Origin of the sequence: Pectobacterium artocarpous, assembly GCF_046159765.1 — a bacterium.
In the GTDB taxonomy this organism is placed as follows: domain Bacteria; phylum Pseudomonadota; class Gammaproteobacteria; order Enterobacterales; family Enterobacteriaceae; genus Pectobacterium.
The window spans coordinates 78,475-99,608 of record NZ_JBJXVK010000006.1; the positions used below are offsets into that span (position 1 = coordinate 78,475).

Genomic DNA, 21,134 nt, shown 5'->3' on the forward strand with positions numbered 1-21,134 from the left:
GCGCAGTACCTTTTGTCATCAAATGGACCTCAGGCACTTTTATCTCGTTGTTGTCTGTCTATTTTTCGCCGCGTCCTTTATCGTAAGGCTTATTTGATATCCACATTTTTATTGGCGAGACAACGATGACCTACCGAGTAATTGCACTTGATCTTGATGGTACCCTACTGAATCAACAGAAAAAAATCCTGCCCGAATCACTCAGCGCACTCGCGCTGGCCCGACAGCAAGGCATAAAAGTGATGATCGTCACCGGACGCCACCACTCAGCCATTCATCCTTTTTATCAGGGATTGCAGTTGGATACGCCAGCTATATGCTGTAACGGTACCTATGTCTATGATTACCAGCAAGGCCAGGCGTCGCATACCAATCCGCTCTCTGTTGAACAGGCCAAAAATGTCATCGCGCTGCTAGAAGGATTTGATATTCATGGGCTGATGTATGCTGATGACGACATGTATTACCAATACCCTACCGGGCACGTCGTTCGCACGCTGGCATGGGCCGCTAACCTACCGGAACAACAACGTCCTCGCTTTGCGCAGGTAGAAAATCTGGTACGCCAGACTGAGGCGTCCCACGCCATTTGGAAATTCGCGACCACGCATGCTGATGTCCCCACACTGAACCACTTCGCCGTAGAAGTGGAAAAACAGCTCGGACTGGCCTGTGAGTGGTCATGGCAAGATCAGGTTGATATCGCCCAAACCGGCAACAGCAAAGGCAAACTGCTTCAGCAATGGCTTGGCGAACAGGGCATCAGCATGAAAGACGTTGTGGCATTCGGCGATAACTTTAACGATATCAGCATGCTGGAAGGCGTGGGATTGGGTGTCGCTATGGGCAACAGCGCCGACGAAATCAAAGCGCGTGCCGATCTGGTGATTGGCAGCAATGAAGAATCCAGCATCGCAGATGTCATCCTCACCCGCATTCTGGCATAGCCAACGATGATACAATCAGGCAAGCGCGTTCTTATTAGGCTGCCTGATTGCGTTCCACGAGCAAACTCACTTACAGTGCGTTGCCAAGCACTTGCCGCAGGTAAGCTCCTGCTCCCATTAATCCCGGCTGCTCATGGGTAATCAGGTACACAGGGATATCCTGCATATAACGTTTAAGCCGTCCTTTGTCTTCAAAGGCTGCCCGAAAGCCGGAAGCTTTAAAAAACTCCAGAAAGCGTGGCACGATGCCGCCAGCAATATAAACACCACCAAATGTGCCTAAATTTAACGCCAGATTGCCGCCGAAGCGTCCCATGATGACGCAGAATAGCGACAGTGCGCGGCGACAATCCACATCCGTGTTGTTGACGGCCCGTTCAGTAATATCTTTCGGCTCCAACACCTCCGGCGTGCGGCCATCGGACAACACCACTGCACGGTAAATATTCACCAGTCCCTGCCCGGAGAGTAGGCGCTCTGCGGAAACGTGCCCCAGCGACTGGCGCAAGACTGCCAGAATGTTGTCTTCTTCGCCGCTATTAGACGCGAAATCCACGTGCCCGCCCTCACCCGGCAGACTGATCCACTGATTGGCAACATGAACCAGATGAGCAACCCCCAGCCCCGTGCCTGCGCCATACACCGCAATGGGCTTACCCGGCACAGGTTCCCCGCCACCGAACTGGAGCAGACTCTCACTCCCCATCACTGGCACCGCCATGGAGACCGCGGTAAAGTCGTTGATAACCTCAACGTGGCGTAAGCCCAGGCTCGCTTTCATTTCAGCGATGGAAAATGCCCAAGTGTGATTCGTCATCGCCACCCAGTCACCGGTCATCGGGCAGGCAATCGCAATACAAGCATCCTGCACCGTGACCTGTCGTGAATCGAGATAATCACGGATCGCCCCTTCCAGAGAAGGGAAATTCAGCCCGGAATAGGTCTCGATTTGCGACAGCTTGCCCGTCATGGCGTCACACAGTGCCAAACGCGTATTGGTGCCGCCGACATCACCCACTAAAACAAAGTGCGTCATTCTTCTTTTCCCCTCAAGCACAGCTGATACCCGATCATTGCGCGAAAACAGCCAACTGCGCCATGACTATATAACTTTCTAGCGATAAGGATCTCATTCGCGCCATTCAATGCATGGCAGCGCAAATCGGCAAGCATGCGGTGACCATGTCGTCACAACATGTTAGTCACCCTGACAATAAAGAAGAAAGCGACGGTTAAATAGCCGTTATCGGGAAGGTATTCGATTCATCACCACAGTACACAGCGATGATGAATCGAACCTGACAGCCTGCGTTCATAAACCACAGTCTAGTGCGAGAAGGCACTGCTTTATTATCGGTTGACTCACTGCAACAAGAAAAACTGCATTGATGTCCATTACGCCGTAATCGACACGCTCTTAATCTGCGCATAGAGAATTTGCCCCGGATGAAGCGCGAGATCGTCACGTGCCCACAGTGTAATCCGGGACCATAACGTCTGCTGACCAACCGCCAGTTTCACTTCAACCTGTCCATCGGCATCAATGCACTCCACCACGCTGGCACACAGCACATTACGGATACTGCTTTTTTCTGGCGGCTGTAATACCAGAGAAACATCGGCGGCATTCACGCGAATGCGCAATGTGGCATCTTGAGGAAGTTCGACTTTTCCAACCCACACCTGCTGGTCACCTAATGCCAGCGCCGTCATCGCGTAATGCTCATGCTGAGCCAACACACGCGCGCTCAGAATCGTGCTCTGTTCTTCTTTTGGTAACCACGGACGTAGCGTGCTGCTAGCCCACACCTCTTCCAATAGCCCCTGCGCTTTCACTTTGCCTTTATCGAGCACCACGACACGATCGGCTAACCGAACAATCTCTTCCAGACTGTGGCTGACATACAGGATAGGAATATTGACTTCTTTCGCCAGACGTTCCAAATATGGCAACAGCTCGCGCTTTCTGGGTAAATCCAGCGACGCCAGCGGTTCATCCATGAGCAGCAATTCCGGTGCGGTCAGCAATGCCCGACCAATCGCGACACGCTGTTTCTCTCCACCGGACAGCGTCCGTGGATAGCGATTCAGCAGCGGCTCGATACCCAGTAAGCTGACGATATCATCGAACTGCGATGCCATTGTTTCAGCCATACCGTAGCGTAGATTGCCGCGCACGCGATAGTGCGGGAACAGGCGAGCATCCTGAAACACATAGCCGATTCGCCGCTTTTCTGGCGGAAGAAAAATACGTTGCTGCGTATCCACCAGCACATGATTATTGAGCACAATCCGCCCGCCATCTGGCCGGGTCAGGCCAACAACAGCGTTGATCAGAGAGGTTTTCCCTGCCCCAGATACGCCGAAAATAGCGGTAATCCCCTTCGCAGGCAGTTCAGACTGAACGCGAAGTTCGAGGCTACCTAGCTGTTGATGAAAATCGAGTTGCAGCATTATCCCCCCAACCGCTTGCGGCTCCAGTTTGTTAGCCATTCCGATGCTAACAGCGCCGCCAGCGACAAGACGATGGCAATAATACACAGCCTTGCCGCATCAGCCTCTGCGCCGGGCGTTTCAATCAGGGTATACATCGCCAGTGGAATGGTGCGGGTTTCGCCAGGAATATTAGAAACAAACGTAATGGTCGCGCCAAATTCGCCAAGCGAACGGGCAAACGCCAATACGGTTCCAACAACAATCCCAGGAAAAGAGAGAGGTAGCGTGATGGTAAAAAACACACGCCAGGGTGTGGCACCCAGTGTTCGGGCAGCCTGCTCCAGATGCTTATCGACAGCATCCAGTGACAGTCGAATCGCTCGAACCATCAGCGGGAACGCGACAATCGCCGATGCTAATGCGGCACCGCGCCAGCTAAAACTAAAGCTGAAGCCGAGCCAGTCATAGAGCCAGGAACCGATTACGCCGCGTCTTCCCATCACCACCAGCAGCAGATAACCAATGACCACTGGCGGCAACACCAGTGGTAAATGGATAATGCTATCTAACAGCGATTTGCCGGGGAACCGACAGCGCACCAAAATCCACGCCATCAATATCCCAAACGGCAAGCTGCATGCCACAGCCACAACGGAAACTTTGAGGCTCAGCTCAACCGCCTGCCATTCGTAATCACTCAGCATCATTAACGCGGCGCAAAACCATAACGTTTAAATACGACCGCCGCTTCCGGCGTTTTCAGGTAGTCATAAAATCCGGTAACTGCTGGGTTTTTATGTTCTTTTACTATCGCCATCGGATATTCGACAGGCTTATGGCTCGTGACAGGGAACGTACCGACAACCTTAACTTTGTCGCTGGCAACCGCGTCAGAACCATAAACGATACCCAGCGGCGCTTCTTCACGTTCCACCAGCGCCATCGCGGCACGCACGTTGTTAGCCCGAGCCATCAACGGGGAGAGTTCATCCCAGGCTTTCAGATTCTGTAACGCTTCTTTAGCGTAAATTCCGGCTGGCACATGATCCGGGTCGCCAACGGCCAGGCGGCCGCCTTTCAGCAGGCTTTTCCAGTCGGTTTTATCATCAATGTTGATATCTTTCTGCGCGCTGGCCTTCGGCACAATCACCACCAGCTCATTGCCCAGCAGCGTGTGGCGCGTGGTGGTATCCATCAGGTTTTTATCCTGCGCGTAATCCATCCACTGTTGATCAGCAGAAATGAACAGATCGGCAGGCGCACCTTGTTCAATCTGGCGCGCCAGCGTTGAAGATGATGCGTAAGACGCTACAACGGCAACGTTTTTCTCTTTCTGATATTGCGTAGCAATGTCCTGCAACGCATTGGTCAGTGATGCCGCGGCGAACACCGTAACTTTATCTTCTGCCGCCGCAGGCAGCGCCATTCCTGCACTGAGCGTCAGTGCGGCAAACCATTTTAACCATTGCTGCTTCATTCTTGTCTCCTGACAATTATCGTTGTGTAAATAATAATATAACGAATCATAAAGCAGTGTCATGCGCTTTAAAGAGGTAGATATAGGGGTAGATAAAGAAATGTCCGGCAAGAAACCGGACATCAAAATAGAAAAGAATCGTGAATCAGTGCTGATTCTTTGCGCGCTGGCCGTTGGAATGACCGATGCGGGACAACACGTTAAACACTTCGCCCAGACAATAAATCGCGCCCATGATCACCACCATCATCACAGGAACCATGGCAACTGCAAACAGCAGGCTCTTCAACAACTCCAACATGCTTACCTCACTTATTGCAACGGTTACCGCTACTCTAGCCCGTCTATATCCGTCATACTTCAAGCTGCTTGTGCGTTGGTGCCCTTACTCACCCCAATCACTTATTTGTGTAAGCTCCTGGGGATTCGCGCGGTTACCGCCTTCACGCAACCCGAATTATCCAGGGTACAATGTGCTATTTCACTGTAAACCGAGATCGTCATTATCTCCATGTAGTCTACCGTAGTAATAGAAAATAGTGCGTCTATTTGTGCGATTTGCCCGTAATGAAGAAAATAGCGACAATACAGGGAATTAAACTCACCGACGGTGCCCTCATTATGCAGGCTGAAATTCTTCTCACCCTGAAACTCCAACAGCGTTTATTCGCCGATCCGCGGCGTATTGAACTGCTCAAGCAAATTCGTCATACCGGCTCAATCAGTCAGGGAGCCAAGCTGGCGGGGATTAGCTATAAAAGCGCATGGGATGCCATCAATGAGATGAACCAGTTAGCCGAACAGACCATTGTTGAGCGTATGACCGGCGGCAAAGGCGGCGGCGGCGCAGAGCTTACCCGCTACGGCGAACGCCTTCTCCAACTGTACGATTTGCTCGCGCAGATCCAGCAAAAAGCCTTCGATGTCTTGCAGGAAGATGGACTGCCGCTGGATAGTCTGCTAGCAGCCATTGCGCGTTTCTCACTGCAAACCAGCGCCCGTAACCAGTTTTTTGGAACCGTGCTCGCACGTGCTGAAGAACAGGTGCAACAACATCTGGATATTTTACTCGCCGATGGTAAAACAACGATTAACGCACTGATTACGCAACAAAGCGCCGAGCGCCTGCAATTACAGAAAGGAAAAGAGGTGCTGGCACTGATTAAAGCGCCGTGGATCGACGTGTACGCCGCTACATCCGCCGCGCCTGCCGCTGATAACGTCTTGCCTGGGCAAATTCAGGCAATCCAGCACGGTGTAGAAAACAGCGAAATTCTGATTACGCTAACCGGGGGGGAAACCCTGTGTGCCATGGTGCCGAATGCCTTGCTTGAGCAGCAAAAGCTGCAACAGGGAATGGATGTGAAGGCCTGCTTCAATGCCGACCGGGTCATTATCGCCACGCTTTGTTAATGCCGCTTTAGCGCTATCGCCATCTGACGAAGGATAAAAGATGTCATTGTTAAAAATCACTCAGGGATTGTTTCGTCTTAGCGACACCCGCATGTTGCGTCTGGACGAACTGACGCTCGAAAAAAACCAGTGCTGGGCCTTTGTCGGAGCCAACGGAAGTGGTAAATCTGCACTGGCGCGGTCGCTATCCGGCGAACTGCCGCTATTGCGTGGTGAGCGAACAACGGAATTTCAACGCCCTGTTCGTCTATCGTTTGAACAATTACAAAAACTGGTTTCCGACGAGTGGCAGCGCAATAACACCGATCTGCTGGGCGAGGGGGAAGATGACACTGGCCGCACCACGGCGGAAGTGATTCAGGATAGCCTCAACGACCCTGCGCGTTGCCAACAGTTGGCACACCAGTTTGGTATTGCACGTTTGCTGGAGCGTCGTTTCAAGTACCTCTCTACAGGGGAGACCCGTAAGGCGATGCTGTGTCAGGCACTGATGTCTCAGCCCGACCTGCTGATTCTCGATGAGCCTTTTGATGGGCTGGACGTTGCCTCTCGCCAGCAGCTTGCCGATGAGTTGCGGAAACTGGCAGGCATGGGTTATACACTGGTGCTAATTCTGAATCGCTTTGACGATATCCCTAACTTTATCAACCATGTTGGTGTGCTGGCAGACTGTACGCTGACCCGCCTCGGCGAACGTAAAACGATCCTCTCAGAAGCGCTGGTGGCTCAACTTGCTTTTAGCGAAAAACTGTCGGGGAGCTCGCTGCCAGAACCCGAAGATCCGCAACGTTATATAACACTTCCCGCCGACGAGGCGCGCATTCAGTTGCGTAACGGTGTGGTGCAATACAACGATCGCCCCATTCTGCATGCATTGACATGGGAAGTGCTGCCCGGACAGCATTGGCAGATTGTCGGCCCCAATGGCGCAGGAAAATCGACGCTGTTGAGTTTGATTACCGGAGACCATCCGCAAGGCTATAGTAACGACCTTACGCTGTTTGGCCGTAGGCGCGGCAGCGGGGAAACCATATGGGATATCAAACGCCACATCGGCTACGTCAGCAGCAGCTTCCATCTAGATTATCGCGTCAGCACCAGCGTGCGTAACGTGATCCTGTCCGGCTTCTTTGATTCCATCGGTATTTATCAGGCGGTGTCCGACCGTCAACGCCATCTGACCGAACAGTGGCTCACCCTGCTGGGGCTTAATGGCGCAATCGCCGATGCCCCATTTCAGTCACTCTCCTGGGGTCAGCAGCGTCTTACACTGATTGCACGTGCGTTAGTCAAACACCCCGCCCTGCTCATTCTTGATGAACCGCTACAGGGGCTTGATCCACTCAATCGCCAACTGGTACGCCGCTGGCTGGATATCCTGATTGGCGAGGGCGAAACGCAGCTCCTCTTCGTCTCTCACCACGCGGAAGACGCGCCAGAGTGCATCACACACCGGCTCACTTTCATCCCGCACAACGACATCTATCGTTACCAGATTGATGGGTTATATAAATGATACCTAAAAACAGAAATGATAACGCTACCACAAAATAAAATGTAGGGAAGGAGTCTAGGTTAATTTACACTGTAGTCTACGCTTCATTAAGTTTCTTCGTACAAAAATCATCGATAACAGAGGCAGATTCTCGCTGTAGATCACCTTTTTCAGCGTCTAGCCATGTTATTTTGCAGCATTACCATAATAGGGGTCATTATGAACGTTCTTGTTACAGGTGGTAGCGGTTACATAGGAAGTCATACTTGCGTACAATTGCTGGCTGCCGGGCATAATCCCGTCATTCTCGATAACTTGTGCAATAGCAAAGCTAGCGTCGTTAAAACCATTACACGGTTAACCAACAAAACGCCTGTTTTTTATCAGGGAGATATCCGCGACAGCACATTGCTGGACGAGATTTTCGCTAAACACGCTATTGATTCCGTCATCCACTTTGCTGGCTTGAAAGCCGTCGGGGAATCAGTGCGTGAACCGCTGAGTTACTATGATAATAACGTCTACGGTACGCTGGTGCTGACTGAGGCGATGAAGAAAGCAGGCGTGAAAAATCTGATTTTTAGCTCTTCCGCTACTGTTTATGGCGATCAGCCACACACGCCCTATCAGGAAAGTTTCCCGACCGGACACCCTGCCAGCCCCTATGGCCGTAGCAAGCTGATGGTGGAGCAAATTCTGCAAGACTTACAGCATGCGGAACCAGAATGGAGTATTACGCTATTGCGTTATTTCAACCCGGTTGGCGCACATCCATCGGGCGAGATGGGCGAAGATCCGCAGGGTGTGCCCAATAACCTGATGCCTTACATCGCTCAGGTTGCAGTTGGGCGTCGCGATTCGCTGGCGATCTTCGGTAATGACTACCCTACCGTTGACGGCACGGGCGTACGAGATTATATCCACGTTGTCGATTTGGCTGACGGTCATATCGCCGCCATGAACACCCTGCAAAATCGTGCTGGCGTGCACATTTACAATCTGGGCGCGGGTATAGGCTACAGTGTATTGCAGGTCGTTGAAGCCTTTAGTCAGGCCTGTGGTAAGCCACTGCCTTACCATTTTGCCCCGCGTCGCCAGGGAGATCTGCCTGCTTATTGGGCAAATGCCGAACGTGCAGAAAAGGATCTTAACTGGAAAGTCACACGCTCATTGCAAGAAATGGCGCAGGACACCTGGCACTGGCAATCCAACCACCCTAACGGGTATGAAGAAGCGTAACGGCGTTTTTTCACGTCGAGTGACAGAGTGGGAAGCGTAGCAGAGCTGGCTTCTGCTGCTTTCCCCCTATACTGCATGTATCGGCAAGCCCCTTCTATCTTGTCGAGCCTCTACAGGAGCAAGTCATGTTGAATGAAAGTCTTAATTCGCTGGCACCAGATGGCCAGCCGTTTCAATTAACAACTTTGCAGAATCAGGCAGGCATGCGCGTATGCCTGATGGACTGGGGGGCAACCTGGCTTTCCTGTGAGCTCCCGCTACCAGAAGGTGAAGTACGAGAGGTTCTCTTGGGCTGTGCCTCACCCGAGCAATATCCGCAGCAAAGCGCTTATCTCGGTGCGTCGATTGGCCGCTATGCCAACCGGATAGCCAAAGCCACATTCAGTCGAGAGACCGAAACCTTTCATCTGGTTCCGAATCAGAACGAACATCAGTTGCACGGTGGCCCGGAAGGCTTTCATGCCCGCCGCTGGCGAATCGTCAGTCAGAGCGCGACACAGGTCACTTACCAGTTACATTCACCAGATGGCGATCAGGGGTATCCAGGGCACCTCAACGTGCAGGTGACCTATGCGCTGACTGAATATAATTCGCTGGAAATTTCATATCAGGCGACCGTGGAAAAAGCCTGCCCCGTCTGCCTGACTAACCACGCCTACTTTAACCTTGATGGCGATCTGACTGACGTACGTAAACACCAATTACAGCTGTTTGCCGACTATTATTTACCGGTCAATAGTTCAGGGATTCCCAATGCTGACCTGACACCGGTAAACGGGACCGGAATGGATTTCCGCCAGCCAAAAACGCTCGAAGAGGATTTCCTGCGCGACAGCGATCAAATGGCCGTCGGTGGTTACGATCACGCTTACTTACTGCATCGCACCTGCGGTTCCAGTGAGAGTCCGGCCGCCAATTTGTGGTCGTCAGATGGCCGCGTGCTGATGAGCGTCTTCACCAGCGCCCCCGCCTTGCAGCTCTACAGCGGCAACTTTCTGGCCGGAACACCTTCGCGGGACGGTGGTCAGTATGAAAACTATGTCGGCGTCGCGCTGGAAAGCGAATTCCTGCCAGACAGTCCGAATCACCCAGACTGGCCGCAACCCGACTGCTGGCTAAAGCCGGGAAAAGTCTACCGTTCGGATACCACGTACCAGTTTCTCGTACAGTAACCGAACAGCAAAACACAATTAACTCGTTGATAACATTGGCAGAGATATCTGCCAATTTACTACACGACTTTACAAAACTATGCCATTCCCCGCTTGCCCCTCTCCAGTTTAGACGCTTACACTCCTACGACATTCAAAAAGGAATTGCCATGTCCGCATCATCACGGTCTCCATTACTCATTCATCATCTGCGCCATAAAGGCAGGTGGGGATGGCTATTGGCGCTGTGTTGGCTTTTCCTGAATGCGCAACTGGCTATCGCAGGTCATCAATGCGATATGACGCTCAGCCAGACATCCCCCACTATTCAGCATCAGGCACATCTGCAACAGGCTGACGTTCAGCCATTATCGTCTCACGCTCAGCATACGGCTGAAGCGTCTTACACAGCCAACCAGCAAACGCCACTGTGCGAAAAGCACTGCGTACCGGATAGCGTTAAGCAGGATAACGGTTCGCTGGCATTACTCGCACTGCCGGTCAGCGGTGAACTGGTTTTAGCGGATAACCCTGTCCCGCTTAATCAGGCATGCGATGCCTGGCTCTCTCCTCCCGCAGTTGGCCCTCCGGCTGAGATCCGCTTCTGTCGATTCAGAGAATAACCCAAGCGATTGATAACCTCTGCGCCAGCGAGCGCAACACCTTGTTTATCAATTATTTTTATTGGGATTATTTTATGCGTATCACTTATATGACTCTGCTCAGCGGCCTGGTTTTTGCTGTTTCTTCCGTTACTTTTCCCACGTGGGCAAACGACCACCAGCATCACGCGATGATGCATACCACACCTCCTGCGGCCACTCCCGTTGTTTATCAGAGCACCGGGATGGTTAAACAGTGGAACGCCGACAGCGTGACGCTCTCTCACGCCCCCATTGCCGACCTAAAATGGCCGGCTATGACGATGGCCTTCACGCTGCCATCAGAGGGAAAAATAGCGCCGTTACCCATCAACACGTCCGTTTCGTTCAGCTTTATCCAGAACGACAGCGGCTACATTCTGACCGCGATTACGCCACAGCAGCCTTAACCGGAGCACATCATGAACTTATCCAAACACGACGCCACGCCTGCGTGTCTGGCGATGTTGCTGTGGCTGCCTGCCGTCGTATTTGCGGCAGATCTGAGTCTTGAACAGGCTTTACAGGCAGCGGAACGTTATTCCGCCGATCTGTCGGCCAATCAACACCAGATTAACGCGCTACAGAACATGGCCGACTCCGCCACACAACTTCCCGATCCCAAATTGAAATTTGGCGTCGAAAATTTGCCATTGGGCGGTAACAACGGTAGCCGACTCACACGGGAAGGGATGACGATGCAGCGTATCGGCGTCATGCAAACCTATGTCAGTAGTCGTAAGCGCGATAGTAAAGCGCAGGCTATTCGGGTCGAAGCCGACGCGCTGCAAAGTAATAGCGAAAGTATCCGCGCTCGCCTGCAACGGGAAACGGCACAGGCATGGCTGGAGCTGGCGCTCTCACAGAGAGCATTGGCCGACGTCGCTGCGCTGGTCAACGAAAGCCAGCGGCAGATTACGTCACAAAAAGCGAATGTGGCGGCAGGCGGTGAAACCAGTAGCGTACTGGATGCTCGTCTGACGCTGGCAACCATGCAGGACAAGCTGGCCGACGCCGAACGAGATAATCAGATCGCGCACGCCCGACTAGTGCAGCTTACCGGCATGACGGCAATTAACGTGCAAGGCGAACTGCCCCGCTTTGAACGACTGCCAGCTTCACCAGAGGTGCTGAGCAGCACCATTCACCAGCACCCGGAAATGCAACAGGCGCAACGTGAAGCCGAACTGGCTCAGGCTCGCTCCGCACAATCAGCGGTTGCCGCCATCCCTAATGTCGATGTTGAAGTCTATTACGCAAAACGTGGTGACGGTTACGACGACATGGCAGGCATGATGGTGACGGTCGATCTGCCGCTGTTCACATCCAAACGTCAGGACAAGGACTACGCCGCAGACGTCTCGCGCAGTATGGAGGCACGCGACAAAGTCTTGCTCACCGAACGAGAACATCAGGCGCAGCTCGATACGCTGATTGCCCAATATCACGCCGCACAGTCACGCTGGCAGCGTCAGAGCAACGACGTTCTCCCGCTACAACAGCAGCGCATCAAACTGATTCAGGCTCAGTATCAATCCGGCAGCAGTAATCTCGCTGCCGTACTGGATGCCCGCCGGGCACTGCTTGAAAGCCGGATCGCGGTTCAGGATACCGCCCAGGAGATGGCGCAATATTGGGCCGCCATCCGCTATCTGACACCACAAGGAAGCCCTACGCGATGAGCAAAACCGTAATGAAAAAATCACTCATGTTTAGTCTGGTGACGCTGGCTATTCTCAGTGCAGGCGGCGTGGGCTATCTGGTGGGTCAACAGCAAACATCCCACATCCCCGCTACCGCTGAGCCAGAACGTACCGTCCTCTATTGGTACGACTCAATGGTACCGGATAAACGTTTCGACAAGCCGGGGAAGTCCCCCTTTATGGATATGGAACTGGTGCCCCGCTACGCCGATGAAGTACAGGATGATAGTGGTATTACCGTCAGCGCCCGTCAGCAGCAAAACCTCGGCGTTCGCACCGCACGCGCGGAAATGCGCGAACTTGCCGATCGTAGCACGGGTTACGGCACCGTTGCGATCAATGAGCGTGGATTGCACACGCTGGTCGCGCCCAGTGGCGGCATCGTCGAAAAACTCACGGTTAACGCGCTGCAACAGCAGGTGAAGAAAGGCGAAACGCTGGCCACATTGTGGAACCCGACCTGGGCGGCAGCGCAGCGCGAATATCTGGCGGTACGGCAGTTGGGCGACGATGTCCTCAGCCAATCGGCCCGACAGCGGCTGTCGCTGCTCTTCATGCCGGAAACGGTGATTCGTCAGGTCGAGCGTAGCGGCAAGCCGCAGGATAGGATTGTCATTACTGCACCGGAAGACGGCTACGTGAATAAGCTTGAAGTACGGCAAGGCATGCAGTTAAGCCCTGCTCAGCCATTATTTGAGCTTGCCAGTCTGAATCCAGTTTGGATCGATGTCGATTATCCCGAATCGCAGGCGGCTCAACTCACTATTGGTAATGACATCAGCGCCGCCAGCAATGCCTGGCCGGGAAAAACCTTCCACGGCAAAATCAGCGAACTGCTGCCCGTGCTGGATAGCACCACGCGCACGTTAAAAGCGCGCGTTGTACTCGACAACCCGCAACAGCAGCTAAAACCTGGCATGTACCTCACCGTACAGCTTTCTCACGTTCAGGCACAGCCGCGTCTGGCGATCCCACAGGAAGCGCTATTGGTCAGTGGTAGCCAAAATCGGGTCTTGCTGAGCGATGGCAATGGCCATTTCACCCCGCGCAACGTCACTGTGGGTGCGTCGCTGGGGGACTGGGTCGAAATAATCGAGGGCCTGAAGGCTGGTGACAGCGTAGTCACCTCCGGCCAATTCCTGATTGATTCCGAAGCCAGCCTGCGCAGCGCCTTACCGCAGTTTGATGCAGAGACATCAGCAAACCCAGCAACGCCAGCTACCTCGGTTGGCTATCAAACACAGGGAGTTATCAGGGCAATAAACGGCAATCAGGTCACCATCGAGCATGAAGCCGTTCCGGCGCTCAACTGGTCACCGATGACGATGGACTTCACGCTGCCAGCGTCAGGGCTGCCTCAGGGCGTGGGGCTCGGCAGCACCGTGCGTTTCCAGTTCAACATGGACGACAGCGGGATACACGTTCTGCATTTTTCCACCACTGACGATCCGCATGCCGGACATGGAGTCCATCCATGATTGCCTACGTGATTCGCTGGTCGCTCAACAATCGTCTTCTGGTTTTACTGGCGGCGCTATTCATGGCGGCCTGGGGTCTGCTTTCCCTGCAAAAAACGCCGCTGGATGCTCTCCCCGATCTGTCTGACGTGCAGGTCATCATTCGCGTCAGCTATCCGGGGAAAGCGCCACAGGTGGTGGAAAATCAGGTGACCTATCCGCTCACCACCACCATGCTTTCCGTGCCGGATGCCAAGACAGTTCGGGGCTTTTCCATGTTCGGCGATGCCTACGTCTACGTGCTGTTTGAGGACGGAACCGATCCTTACTGGGCGCGCTCCCGCGTGCTGGAGTACCTCAGTCAGGTGCAATCCAGCCTGCCCGCCGAGGCCAAAACCTCGCTGGGTCCAGATGCCACTGGCGTAGGCTGGATCTACGAATACGCGCTGGTCGATCGTAGCGGCAAATACAGCTTGGCCGACCTGCGCGGATTTCAGGATTGGCTGTTGAAATATGAGCTGAAAACGGTTCCTGATGTGGCAGAAGTCGCCAGTGTGGGCGGTATGGTCAAACAGTATCAGATCATCGTCGATCCAGAACGTATGCGGACACAGGGCATCACCCACCGGCAGATCGTGAGTGCCGTGCAGGCAGCCAATCAGGAAAATGGCGGCTCCGTACTGGAGCTGGGTGAAGCGGAGTATATGGTACGCACTACCGGCTACCTGAAAACCGTGCAAGACTTTAACCACGTGGTGATTACCACCCGCAACGGCATTCCTGTGCTGTTACAGGATGTGGCTACGCTCAGAGAAGGGCCGGAGATGCGACGCGGCATCGCCGAACTGAATGGCGAAGGCGAAGTGGCGGGCGGCATTATCGTCCTGCGCTATGGTAAAAATGCGCTGAATACGCTGCATGCTGTCAAAGCACGGTTACAGGAGATACAAAAAAGCCTGCCAGCGGGCGTTGAGATCGTCCCGACCTACGATCGTTCGCAGTTGATAGAACACGCTATCGACACGCTCAGCTTTAAGCTGCTGGAAGAGTTTGCCGTTGTCGCCGTCATCTGCGCACTGTTCCTGTTCCACTTCCGCTCGGCGCTGGTAGCGATTATCAGCCTACCGCTGGGGATTTTAGGGGCATTTATCATCATGCGCTATCAGGGCGTAAATGCGAATATCATGTCGCTGGGCGGAATCGCGATTGCCATCGGCGCCATGGTGGATGCCGCGATTGTGATGATAGAAAACATGCATAAAGTCATTGAGCAGTGGCGGCATGAAAACCCCGGCAAGCAGCCGCAGAACAACGAGTGGTGGCAGTTAGCCGAACGGGCGGCGGTGGAAGTCGGTCCCGCGCTGTTTTGCAGCCTGCTGATCATTACGCTGTCGTTTGTACCGGTGTTCTCACTGGAGGCACAGGAAGGCCGCATGTTTTCACCGCTGGCTTTTACCAAAACCTACGCCATGGCCGTTGCCGCCGGATTAGGGATTACGCTGGTTCCGGTATTAATGGGGTATTTCGTGCGCGGTAAGATACCGGACGAACAGGCAAATCCGATTAACCGTTGGCTGATTACACTCTATCATCCGGTGCTGCAAAAAGTGTTGAGCTACCCAAAGACCACACTGCTGGTCTCCGGCCTGCTGTTACTGCTAACGCTCTTTCCGCTCAGCCGTCTGGGAAGCGAATTTATGCCACCGCTGGATGAAGGCGACCTGCTGTATATGCCTTCCACCCTGCCCGGCATTTCTGCGCGTGAAGCGGGTCGGTTGTTGCAACAAACAGACCGGCTGATTAAAACCGTGCCCGAAGTTGAATCGGTTTTCGGTAAAGCTGGCCGTGCCGAAACGGCAACTGACCCTGCTCCGCTTACTATGCTGGAAAGTACAATTCGGCTGAAACCGCACGACCAGTGGCGTGAGGGTATGACTATGGACAAACTGGTTGCGGAATTGGATCGCACCGTCAGTCTGCCGGGCATCGCCAACGTATGGGTGCCACCGATTCGCAACCGGCTGGACATGCTGGCTACCGGCATCAAAAGTCCGGTTGGTATTAAGGTTAACGGCAACAATCTGGCAGACATCGAGCGTACCGCCGAGCAAATCGAGCAGGTGGTAAAACAGGTGCCTGGCGTGACGTCTGCGCTGGCAGAACGATTAGCAGGAGGACGCTATATCGATATTGATATAGACCGCCAACGCGCTGCGCGCTACGGTGTCTCCGTTGAGGAACTTCAGTCGGTCGTCGCGACGCTCATCGGCGGGCAGAACATCGGCGAAACCATTGAAGGTCGCCAACGTTACCCCATCAATATCCGCTACCCACGAGAATTGCGCGATTCGCTCCAAAAATTGCGCGACCTGCCCATCGTGACGGCAAACGGTAGCAGAGTGACGCTGGCGGAGCTGGCTGATATTCGCGTCAGCGAAGGGCCCCCTATGCTGAAAAGCGAGAACAGTCGTCTGTCAGACTGGATTTATGTCGATCTACGCGGCCGTGACCTGAAATCCGCCGTTGAAGACATGCAGCAGGCCGTCGCCCAGTTGGTCACGCTACCGGAAGGGATTTCACTCAGTTGGTCCGGTCAGTTTGAATATCTGGAACGCGCCACGGAGAAAATGAAAGTCGTAATCCCTTTTACGCTGCTGATCATTTTTGTGCTGCTGTATGTCACCTTCAACCGCATCAAAGATGCCTTGCTGATTATGGCAACGCTCCCCTTCGCACTGATTGGCGGCGTCTGGCTACTCTATTTCCTTGGCTATAATCTTTCTGTAGCCGGTGCTGTGGGCTTTATTGCATTGGCGGGCGTCTCGGCGGAGTTTGGTGTCATTATGCTGCTCTATCTCAATCATGCGGTGGAGAAACACCGCGTGGCGGGCCAGGCGCTGTCACGCCAGCAGTTAATGGATGCCATCCACGAAGGAGCCGTTCTGCGCGTACGGCCAAAAATGATGACCGTAGCGACGATTATGGCTGGGTTACTCCCCATTATGTGGGCCGGAGGCAGCGGGTCTGAGATCATGCAGCGGATCGCCGCGCCGATGATAGGCGGTATGGTAAGCGCGCCCCTACTGTCAATGCTGGTGATCCCTGCGGTTTATCTGTTGTTACATAAGGGGAAACCGGTTTGCTGAAACGGTAAAGCCATAGCGTGATTTTACGCAAATAACCTGCGGATAAATCACGCTTGCCATCGACTATCGATTGCCGATAACCGTTCTCAGCCCCTATAATGAAATCAGTTATCACAGAAATCTTAGGATAGGAAGGAGTTTAGCTATGGCTGTAACTAAGCTGGTACTGGTAAGACACGGTGAGAGCCAGTGGAACAACGAAAACCGCTTCACAGGCTGGTACGATGTCGATCTGTCCGACAAAGGCCGTTCAGAAGCCAAAGCCGCAGGTCAGTTGCTGAAAGACGAAGGTTTTACCTTTGATTTCGCGTATACCTCCGTGCTGAAACGTGCCATTCATACACTGTGGAACGTACTGGACGAGCTGGATCAAGCCTGGTTGCCAGTGGAAAAATCCTGGAAACTGAATGAGCGCCACTACGGTGCATTGCAGGGTCTGAACAAAGCCGAAACGGCTGAAAAATACGGTGACGAGCAGGTTAAACAATGGCGCCGTGGTTTTGCGATTACGCCTCCAGAGTTGACGCGTGATGACGAGCGTTTCCCGGGCCACGATCCGCGTTACGCTTCTCTTAGCGACAAAGAGCTGCCGCTGACTGAAAGCCTGGCGCTGACCATCGAGCGTGTTGTGCCTTACTGGAATGAAACCATCCTGCCACGCATCAAGAGCGGCGAGCGCGTGATCATCGCGGCTCACGGTAACTCACTGCGTGCTCTGGTGAAATACCTGGACAACATGGGCGAGGACGAAATTCTGGAACTGAATATCCCGACTGGCGTGCCGTTGGTATATGAGTTCGACGAGAACTTCAAACCAATTAAACGTTACTACCTAGGCAACGCAGATGAAATCGCTGCAAAAGCGGCCGCAGTAGCGAATCAAGGTAAAGCGAAGTAATTTACCGTTGAATGAAAAAAACCCGGTCTGTGCCCGGGTTTTTTTCATGGCGAGCCTGCTAGCACGCCATTCGGTATTACTTGCTACGGCGTTCTCGTACGGCAGACGCTAACTGACGCAGTAGGGATTCCGTGTCTTCCCAGCCAATACAGGCATCGGTCACGCTACGGCCATAAACCAGCGGCTCACCACTTTCCAGACTCTGATTACCTTCAACTAGGTGACTTTCCACCATCACGCCCATAATCGCTTTTTCGCCCTGAGCGATCTGCCCGCAAACATCAGTACAAACATCCATCTGCTTCTTAAACTGCTTGCTGCTGTTTGCATGGCTGAAATCAATCATGACCTGCGGTGTCAGACCGGCTTTTTCCAAGCCAACCTTCACGTCTTTAACGTGTTCAGCGCTGTAGTTAGGCGTTTTTCCGCCGCGCAAAATGATGTGGCAATCGTTGTTGCCGCTGGTGTTCACGATAGCCGAATGACCCCATTTGGTCACAGACAGGAAGCAGTGTGGTGCACTGGCGGCGTTAATCGCGTCAATCGCAACCTTGATGGTGCCGTCAGTGCCATTTTTAAAGCCGACAGGGCATGACAGGCCAGAGGCCAGTTCACGGTGTACCTGAGATTCCGTCGTACGTGCACCGATCGCACCCCAGCTCATCAAATCCGCCAGGTATTGCGGGGTGATCATGTCCAGAAATTCACCCGCAGCCGGTAAACCGGTATCGTTAATTTCCAGCAGCAGTTGACGTGCAATGCGCAAACCGTCATTGATCTGAAAGCTGTTGTCCATGTGCGGATCATTGATTAGCCCTTTCCAGCCAATCGTGGTACGTGGTTTTTCAAAATAAACCCGCATAACCACTTCCAGATCGCCACTCAGCTCATCACGCAGCGTCAGCAGACGCGCGGCATACTCTTTTGCTGCTTTCGTGTCGTGGATCGAGCAAGGACCAATCACCACCAGCAGGCGGTCGTCATTGCCATTAAGAATTTTGTGGATGGCAGTACGCGCGAACGATACCGTTTCCGCAGCCTTCTCCGTAGCTGGAAACTTTTCTAGTAAAGCAACCGGCGGCAAAAGTTCATTAATCTCTTTAATTCTTAAATCATCATTTTGGTAATTCATAAATAAATCCATCGGTTCCGAAACGGTATGTTAACCCCATCCAATGCGCGCCATCCCACCCATGCAGGTAGCCTGAGAAACGGGATGTTTCATATTGAAGATTGATTATTATATGTCAAGCTGGTGTTATCAGGACGCTGAAATCAACGGGATTTACGCGATCAAATGCTTTCAGATGCCCTATCCATCTTATTTTCACCAGAAAATAGCCCAATCGACAGGCCGATGAAGCGCAGAGTAGGTTTTCACTGTCGGTTTAAGTAAAGTGGAACAAAACCACCACTCAGGGTGATCGATGTCACATAACCACAGCCACACGGAATCAGGTAACAGTAAACGTCTGCTAGCCGCATTTATCATTACCGCCACGTTTATGGTGGCAGAAGTCATTGGCGGTCTGCTATCCGGTTCCCTCGCCCTACTTGCGGATGCAGGTCATATGCTGACAGACGCCGCCGCACTGTTTGTCGCACTTGTCGCTGTGCGTTTCGCACAGCGTAAGCCCGATGCGCGCCATACCTTCGGCTATTTGCGGCTCACGACCCTCGCCGCATTTGTAAATGCGCTAACGCTGATACTGATTACGGCCTTCATCTTCTGGGAAGCCATCCAACGCTTCTATGAGCCTCAGCCTGTTGCGGGCATCCCCATGCTGCTTGTCGCCGTTGCCGGATTGCTGGCAAACATCGTGGCATTTTGGCTGTTACACCACGGCAGCGAAGAGAAAAACATTAACGTCCGCGCGGCAGCCCTGCATGTGTTGGGCGATCTGCTCGGTTCTGTCGGCGCGATGATGGCGGCCGTCATTATCCTTTATACCAACTGGACGCCTATAGACCCGGTTCTCTCTGTTCTGGTGTCGTGCCTGGTGCTGCGCAGCGCCTGGGCGTTATTGAAAGAGAGCATTCACGAGCTATTGGAAGGCACGCCCACCCAACTTAGCGTTGAGGTTCTACAGAAAGATCTGACGCTGAATATTCCCGAAGTCAGGAACATTCACCATGTGCATTTATGGCAGGTAGGCGAGAAACCGATGATGACGCTGCATGCACAGGTGGTTCCGCCTCACGATCACGATGCGTTGTTAAGACGTATTCAGGCATATTTACTGAAAAATTATCAGATTGGACATGCAACGGTGCAGATGGAATATCGACGCTGTGATGATGACCACTGCGATTTTCACCATCAGGGACGCCATCATTCGGCAAACCATGACGCAGAAGGCCACCACCACAAGCATTAAGTTTGGATTATACCCTCTGTGAAACCGTGCTGGCGCGGTTTTCCTTTGCGCTCTTAATCCATAGCCAGGAACCGTTCAGGGCGATCAGCGTCAGGATCGCGTACTCTACCGCCATCGCGTAGACGCCTTGATAAGCAAAAATCACCACGCTTATCACATCAATCACTACCCACAACAGCCAATTTTCGACGTATTTACGCGTCATCAGGATCATCGCCACGATCGACAGCACCATCATGGTGGAATCCCAGAATGGGAACGCATCCGGCTGGAGGGTCGGCATCTGTACAACCAACCCCAGCCTCTGCATGCTGGAAACAGCAATGCGCGTCAGCACAGCAAATACTGCATCAATGTAGAACGTCATCAAGCCAATCGCGGCAATACACGCTACCGACCAGCCAATCAGCTTCTGTAGCGGTAGCCAGCGAATGCGCAACTCCACTTCCTGCGAATCGGTCTTACGCGTCCAGGCGTACCAGCCATAAATATTGGCGGCAAAGAAGAAGATTTGCAGCAACAGGCTGGCGTAAAGCTGAATCTGGAAAAAGATCACGGCAAACAGCGTGACGTTAATCAACCCAAATAAATAGTTGATGGTTTTTTCCTGACTCGCGAACCAAATACACAGCAGGCCAAACAGCGTGCCGATCGCCTCAATCCAGGAAAGATCGTATCCCCCTTCCCCCAAAGGAATATGAATTAACATATTGCTGGTACTAAAAAAATCCATCTCACCCCCTGTCTCAATTA

Annotated in this window: 19 protein-coding genes; 12 read left to right on the forward strand and 7 right to left on the reverse strand. The window is 53.1% G+C overall.

Annotation, left to right across the window (positions count from 1 at the left end; translation table 11 throughout):
* Positions 1-125 precede the first annotated feature (125 nt).
* Entirely contained in the window at positions 126-947 is an 822-nt protein-coding gene (locus tag ACKQAD_RS05440) for a pyridoxal phosphatase (RefSeq protein WP_409159215.1), read from the forward strand.
* Between the two features lie 70 nt (positions 948-1,017).
* On the opposite strand, the gene glk is transcribed toward ACKQAD_RS05440, so the two are convergent.
* The 5 genes from glk to ACKQAD_RS05465 all read right to left on the reverse strand — a co-directional run bounded on the left by glk (position 1,018) and on the right by ACKQAD_RS05465 (position 5,161).
* Positions 1,018-1,983: a glucokinase gene (glk, locus tag ACKQAD_RS05445; RefSeq protein ID WP_409159216.1), complete on the reverse strand. Its 966-nt coding sequence runs from the start codon at positions 1,981-1,983 to the stop codon at positions 1,018-1,020.
* Between the two features lie 359 nt (positions 1,984-2,342).
* Positions 2,343-3,401, reverse strand: coding sequence for a molybdenum ABC transporter ATP-binding protein ModC (gene modC / locus ACKQAD_RS05450; RefSeq protein WP_409159217.1), 1,059 nt, complete (start codon positions 3,399-3,401; stop codon positions 2,343-2,345).
* Positions 3,401-4,090 (reverse strand): molybdate ABC transporter permease subunit, encoded by a 690-nt coding sequence (gene modB / locus ACKQAD_RS05455; RefSeq protein ID WP_409159218.1) that lies wholly within the window; start codon positions 4,088-4,090, stop codon positions 3,401-3,403. The genes modC and modB overlap by 1 nt, the downstream gene beginning before the upstream one ends.
* Positions 4,090-4,860 (reverse strand): molybdate ABC transporter substrate-binding protein, encoded by a 771-nt coding sequence (modA, locus tag ACKQAD_RS05460; protein ID WP_409159219.1) that lies wholly within the window; start codon positions 4,858-4,860, stop codon positions 4,090-4,092. The genes modB and modA overlap by 1 nt, the downstream gene beginning before the upstream one ends.
* 145 nt (positions 4,861-5,005) lie before the next feature.
* Positions 5,006-5,161 (reverse strand): AcrZ family multidrug efflux pump-associated protein, encoded by a 156-nt coding sequence (locus tag ACKQAD_RS05465; RefSeq protein WP_409159220.1) that lies wholly within the window; start codon positions 5,159-5,161, stop codon positions 5,006-5,008.
* 320 nt (positions 5,162-5,481) lie between these two features.
* Between ACKQAD_RS05465 and modE the strand changes: the two genes are divergently transcribed.
* From modE to gpmA, 10 genes are all read left to right on the forward strand, one after another.
* Complete coding sequence (gene modE, locus ACKQAD_RS05470) at positions 5,482-6,273, forward strand: molybdenum-dependent transcriptional regulator (RefSeq protein ID WP_409159221.1); 792 nt, start codon at positions 5,482-5,484, stop codon at positions 6,271-6,273.
* 40 nt (positions 6,274-6,313) lie between these two features.
* Positions 6,314-7,789, forward strand: coding sequence for a molybdate ABC transporter ATP-binding protein ModF (gene modF, locus ACKQAD_RS05475; protein WP_409159222.1), 1,476 nt, complete (start codon positions 6,314-6,316; stop codon positions 7,787-7,789).
* A 198-nt stretch (positions 7,790-7,987) separates the two neighbouring features.
* A complete protein-coding gene (gene galE / locus ACKQAD_RS05480) occupies positions 7,988-9,007 on the forward strand; it encodes a UDP-glucose 4-epimerase GalE (RefSeq protein ID WP_409159223.1) in 1,020 nt (339 codons plus the stop codon).
* 125 nt (positions 9,008-9,132) lie between these two features.
* Positions 9,133-10,179, forward strand: a complete 1,047-nt coding sequence (gene galM / locus ACKQAD_RS05485) for a galactose-1-epimerase (RefSeq protein WP_409159224.1) — start codon at positions 9,133-9,135, stop codon at positions 10,177-10,179.
* A 149-nt stretch (positions 10,180-10,328) separates the two neighbouring features.
* Complete coding sequence (locus tag ACKQAD_RS05490) at positions 10,329-10,781, forward strand: hypothetical protein (RefSeq protein WP_409159225.1); 453 nt, start codon at positions 10,329-10,331, stop codon at positions 10,779-10,781.
* Positions 10,782-10,855: 74 nt separating this feature from the next.
* Positions 10,856-11,209: a copper-binding protein gene (locus tag ACKQAD_RS05495; protein WP_409159226.1), complete on the forward strand. Its 354-nt coding sequence runs from the start codon at positions 10,856-10,858 to the stop codon at positions 11,207-11,209.
* A 12-nt stretch (positions 11,210-11,221) separates the two neighbouring features.
* Positions 11,222-12,481, forward strand: a complete 1,260-nt coding sequence (locus ACKQAD_RS05500) for a TolC family protein (protein ID WP_409159227.1) — start codon at positions 11,222-11,224, stop codon at positions 12,479-12,481.
* Complete coding sequence (locus tag ACKQAD_RS05505; protein ID WP_409159228.1) at positions 12,478-13,980, forward strand: efflux RND transporter periplasmic adaptor subunit; 1,503 nt, start codon at positions 12,478-12,480, stop codon at positions 13,978-13,980. The genes ACKQAD_RS05500 and ACKQAD_RS05505 overlap by 4 nt, the downstream gene beginning before the upstream one ends.
* On the forward strand, positions 13,977-17,105 hold the full coding sequence (locus ACKQAD_RS05510; protein WP_409159229.1) for an efflux RND transporter permease subunit: 3,129 nt from the start codon (positions 13,977-13,979) through the stop codon (positions 17,103-17,105). The genes ACKQAD_RS05505 and ACKQAD_RS05510 overlap by 4 nt, the downstream gene beginning before the upstream one ends.
* A 145-nt stretch (positions 17,106-17,250) precedes the next feature.
* Positions 17,251-18,003 (forward strand): 2,3-diphosphoglycerate-dependent phosphoglycerate mutase, encoded by a 753-nt coding sequence (gpmA, locus tag ACKQAD_RS05515; RefSeq protein WP_409159230.1) that lies wholly within the window; start codon positions 17,251-17,253, stop codon positions 18,001-18,003.
* 76 nt (positions 18,004-18,079) lie between these two features.
* On the opposite strand, the gene aroG is transcribed toward gpmA, so the two are convergent.
* Positions 18,080-19,135 (reverse strand): 3-deoxy-7-phosphoheptulonate synthase AroG, encoded by a 1,056-nt coding sequence (aroG, locus tag ACKQAD_RS05520; protein ID WP_409159231.1) that lies wholly within the window; start codon positions 19,133-19,135, stop codon positions 18,080-18,082.
* 295 nt (positions 19,136-19,430) lie between these two features.
* Between aroG and zitB the strand changes: the two genes are divergently transcribed.
* Positions 19,431-20,381, forward strand: a complete 951-nt coding sequence (zitB, locus tag ACKQAD_RS05525) for a CDF family zinc transporter ZitB (protein WP_409159232.1) — start codon at positions 19,431-19,433, stop codon at positions 20,379-20,381.
* A gap of 7 nt (positions 20,382-20,388) precedes the next feature.
* On the opposite strand, the gene pnuC is transcribed toward zitB, so the two are convergent.
* The gene (gene pnuC / locus ACKQAD_RS05530) at positions 20,389-21,114 is read right to left on the reverse strand and encodes a nicotinamide riboside transporter PnuC (RefSeq protein ID WP_409159233.1); all 726 of its coding nucleotides are present in this window, start codon (positions 21,112-21,114) and stop codon (positions 20,389-20,391) included.
* Positions 21,115-21,134 lie beyond the last annotated feature (20 nt).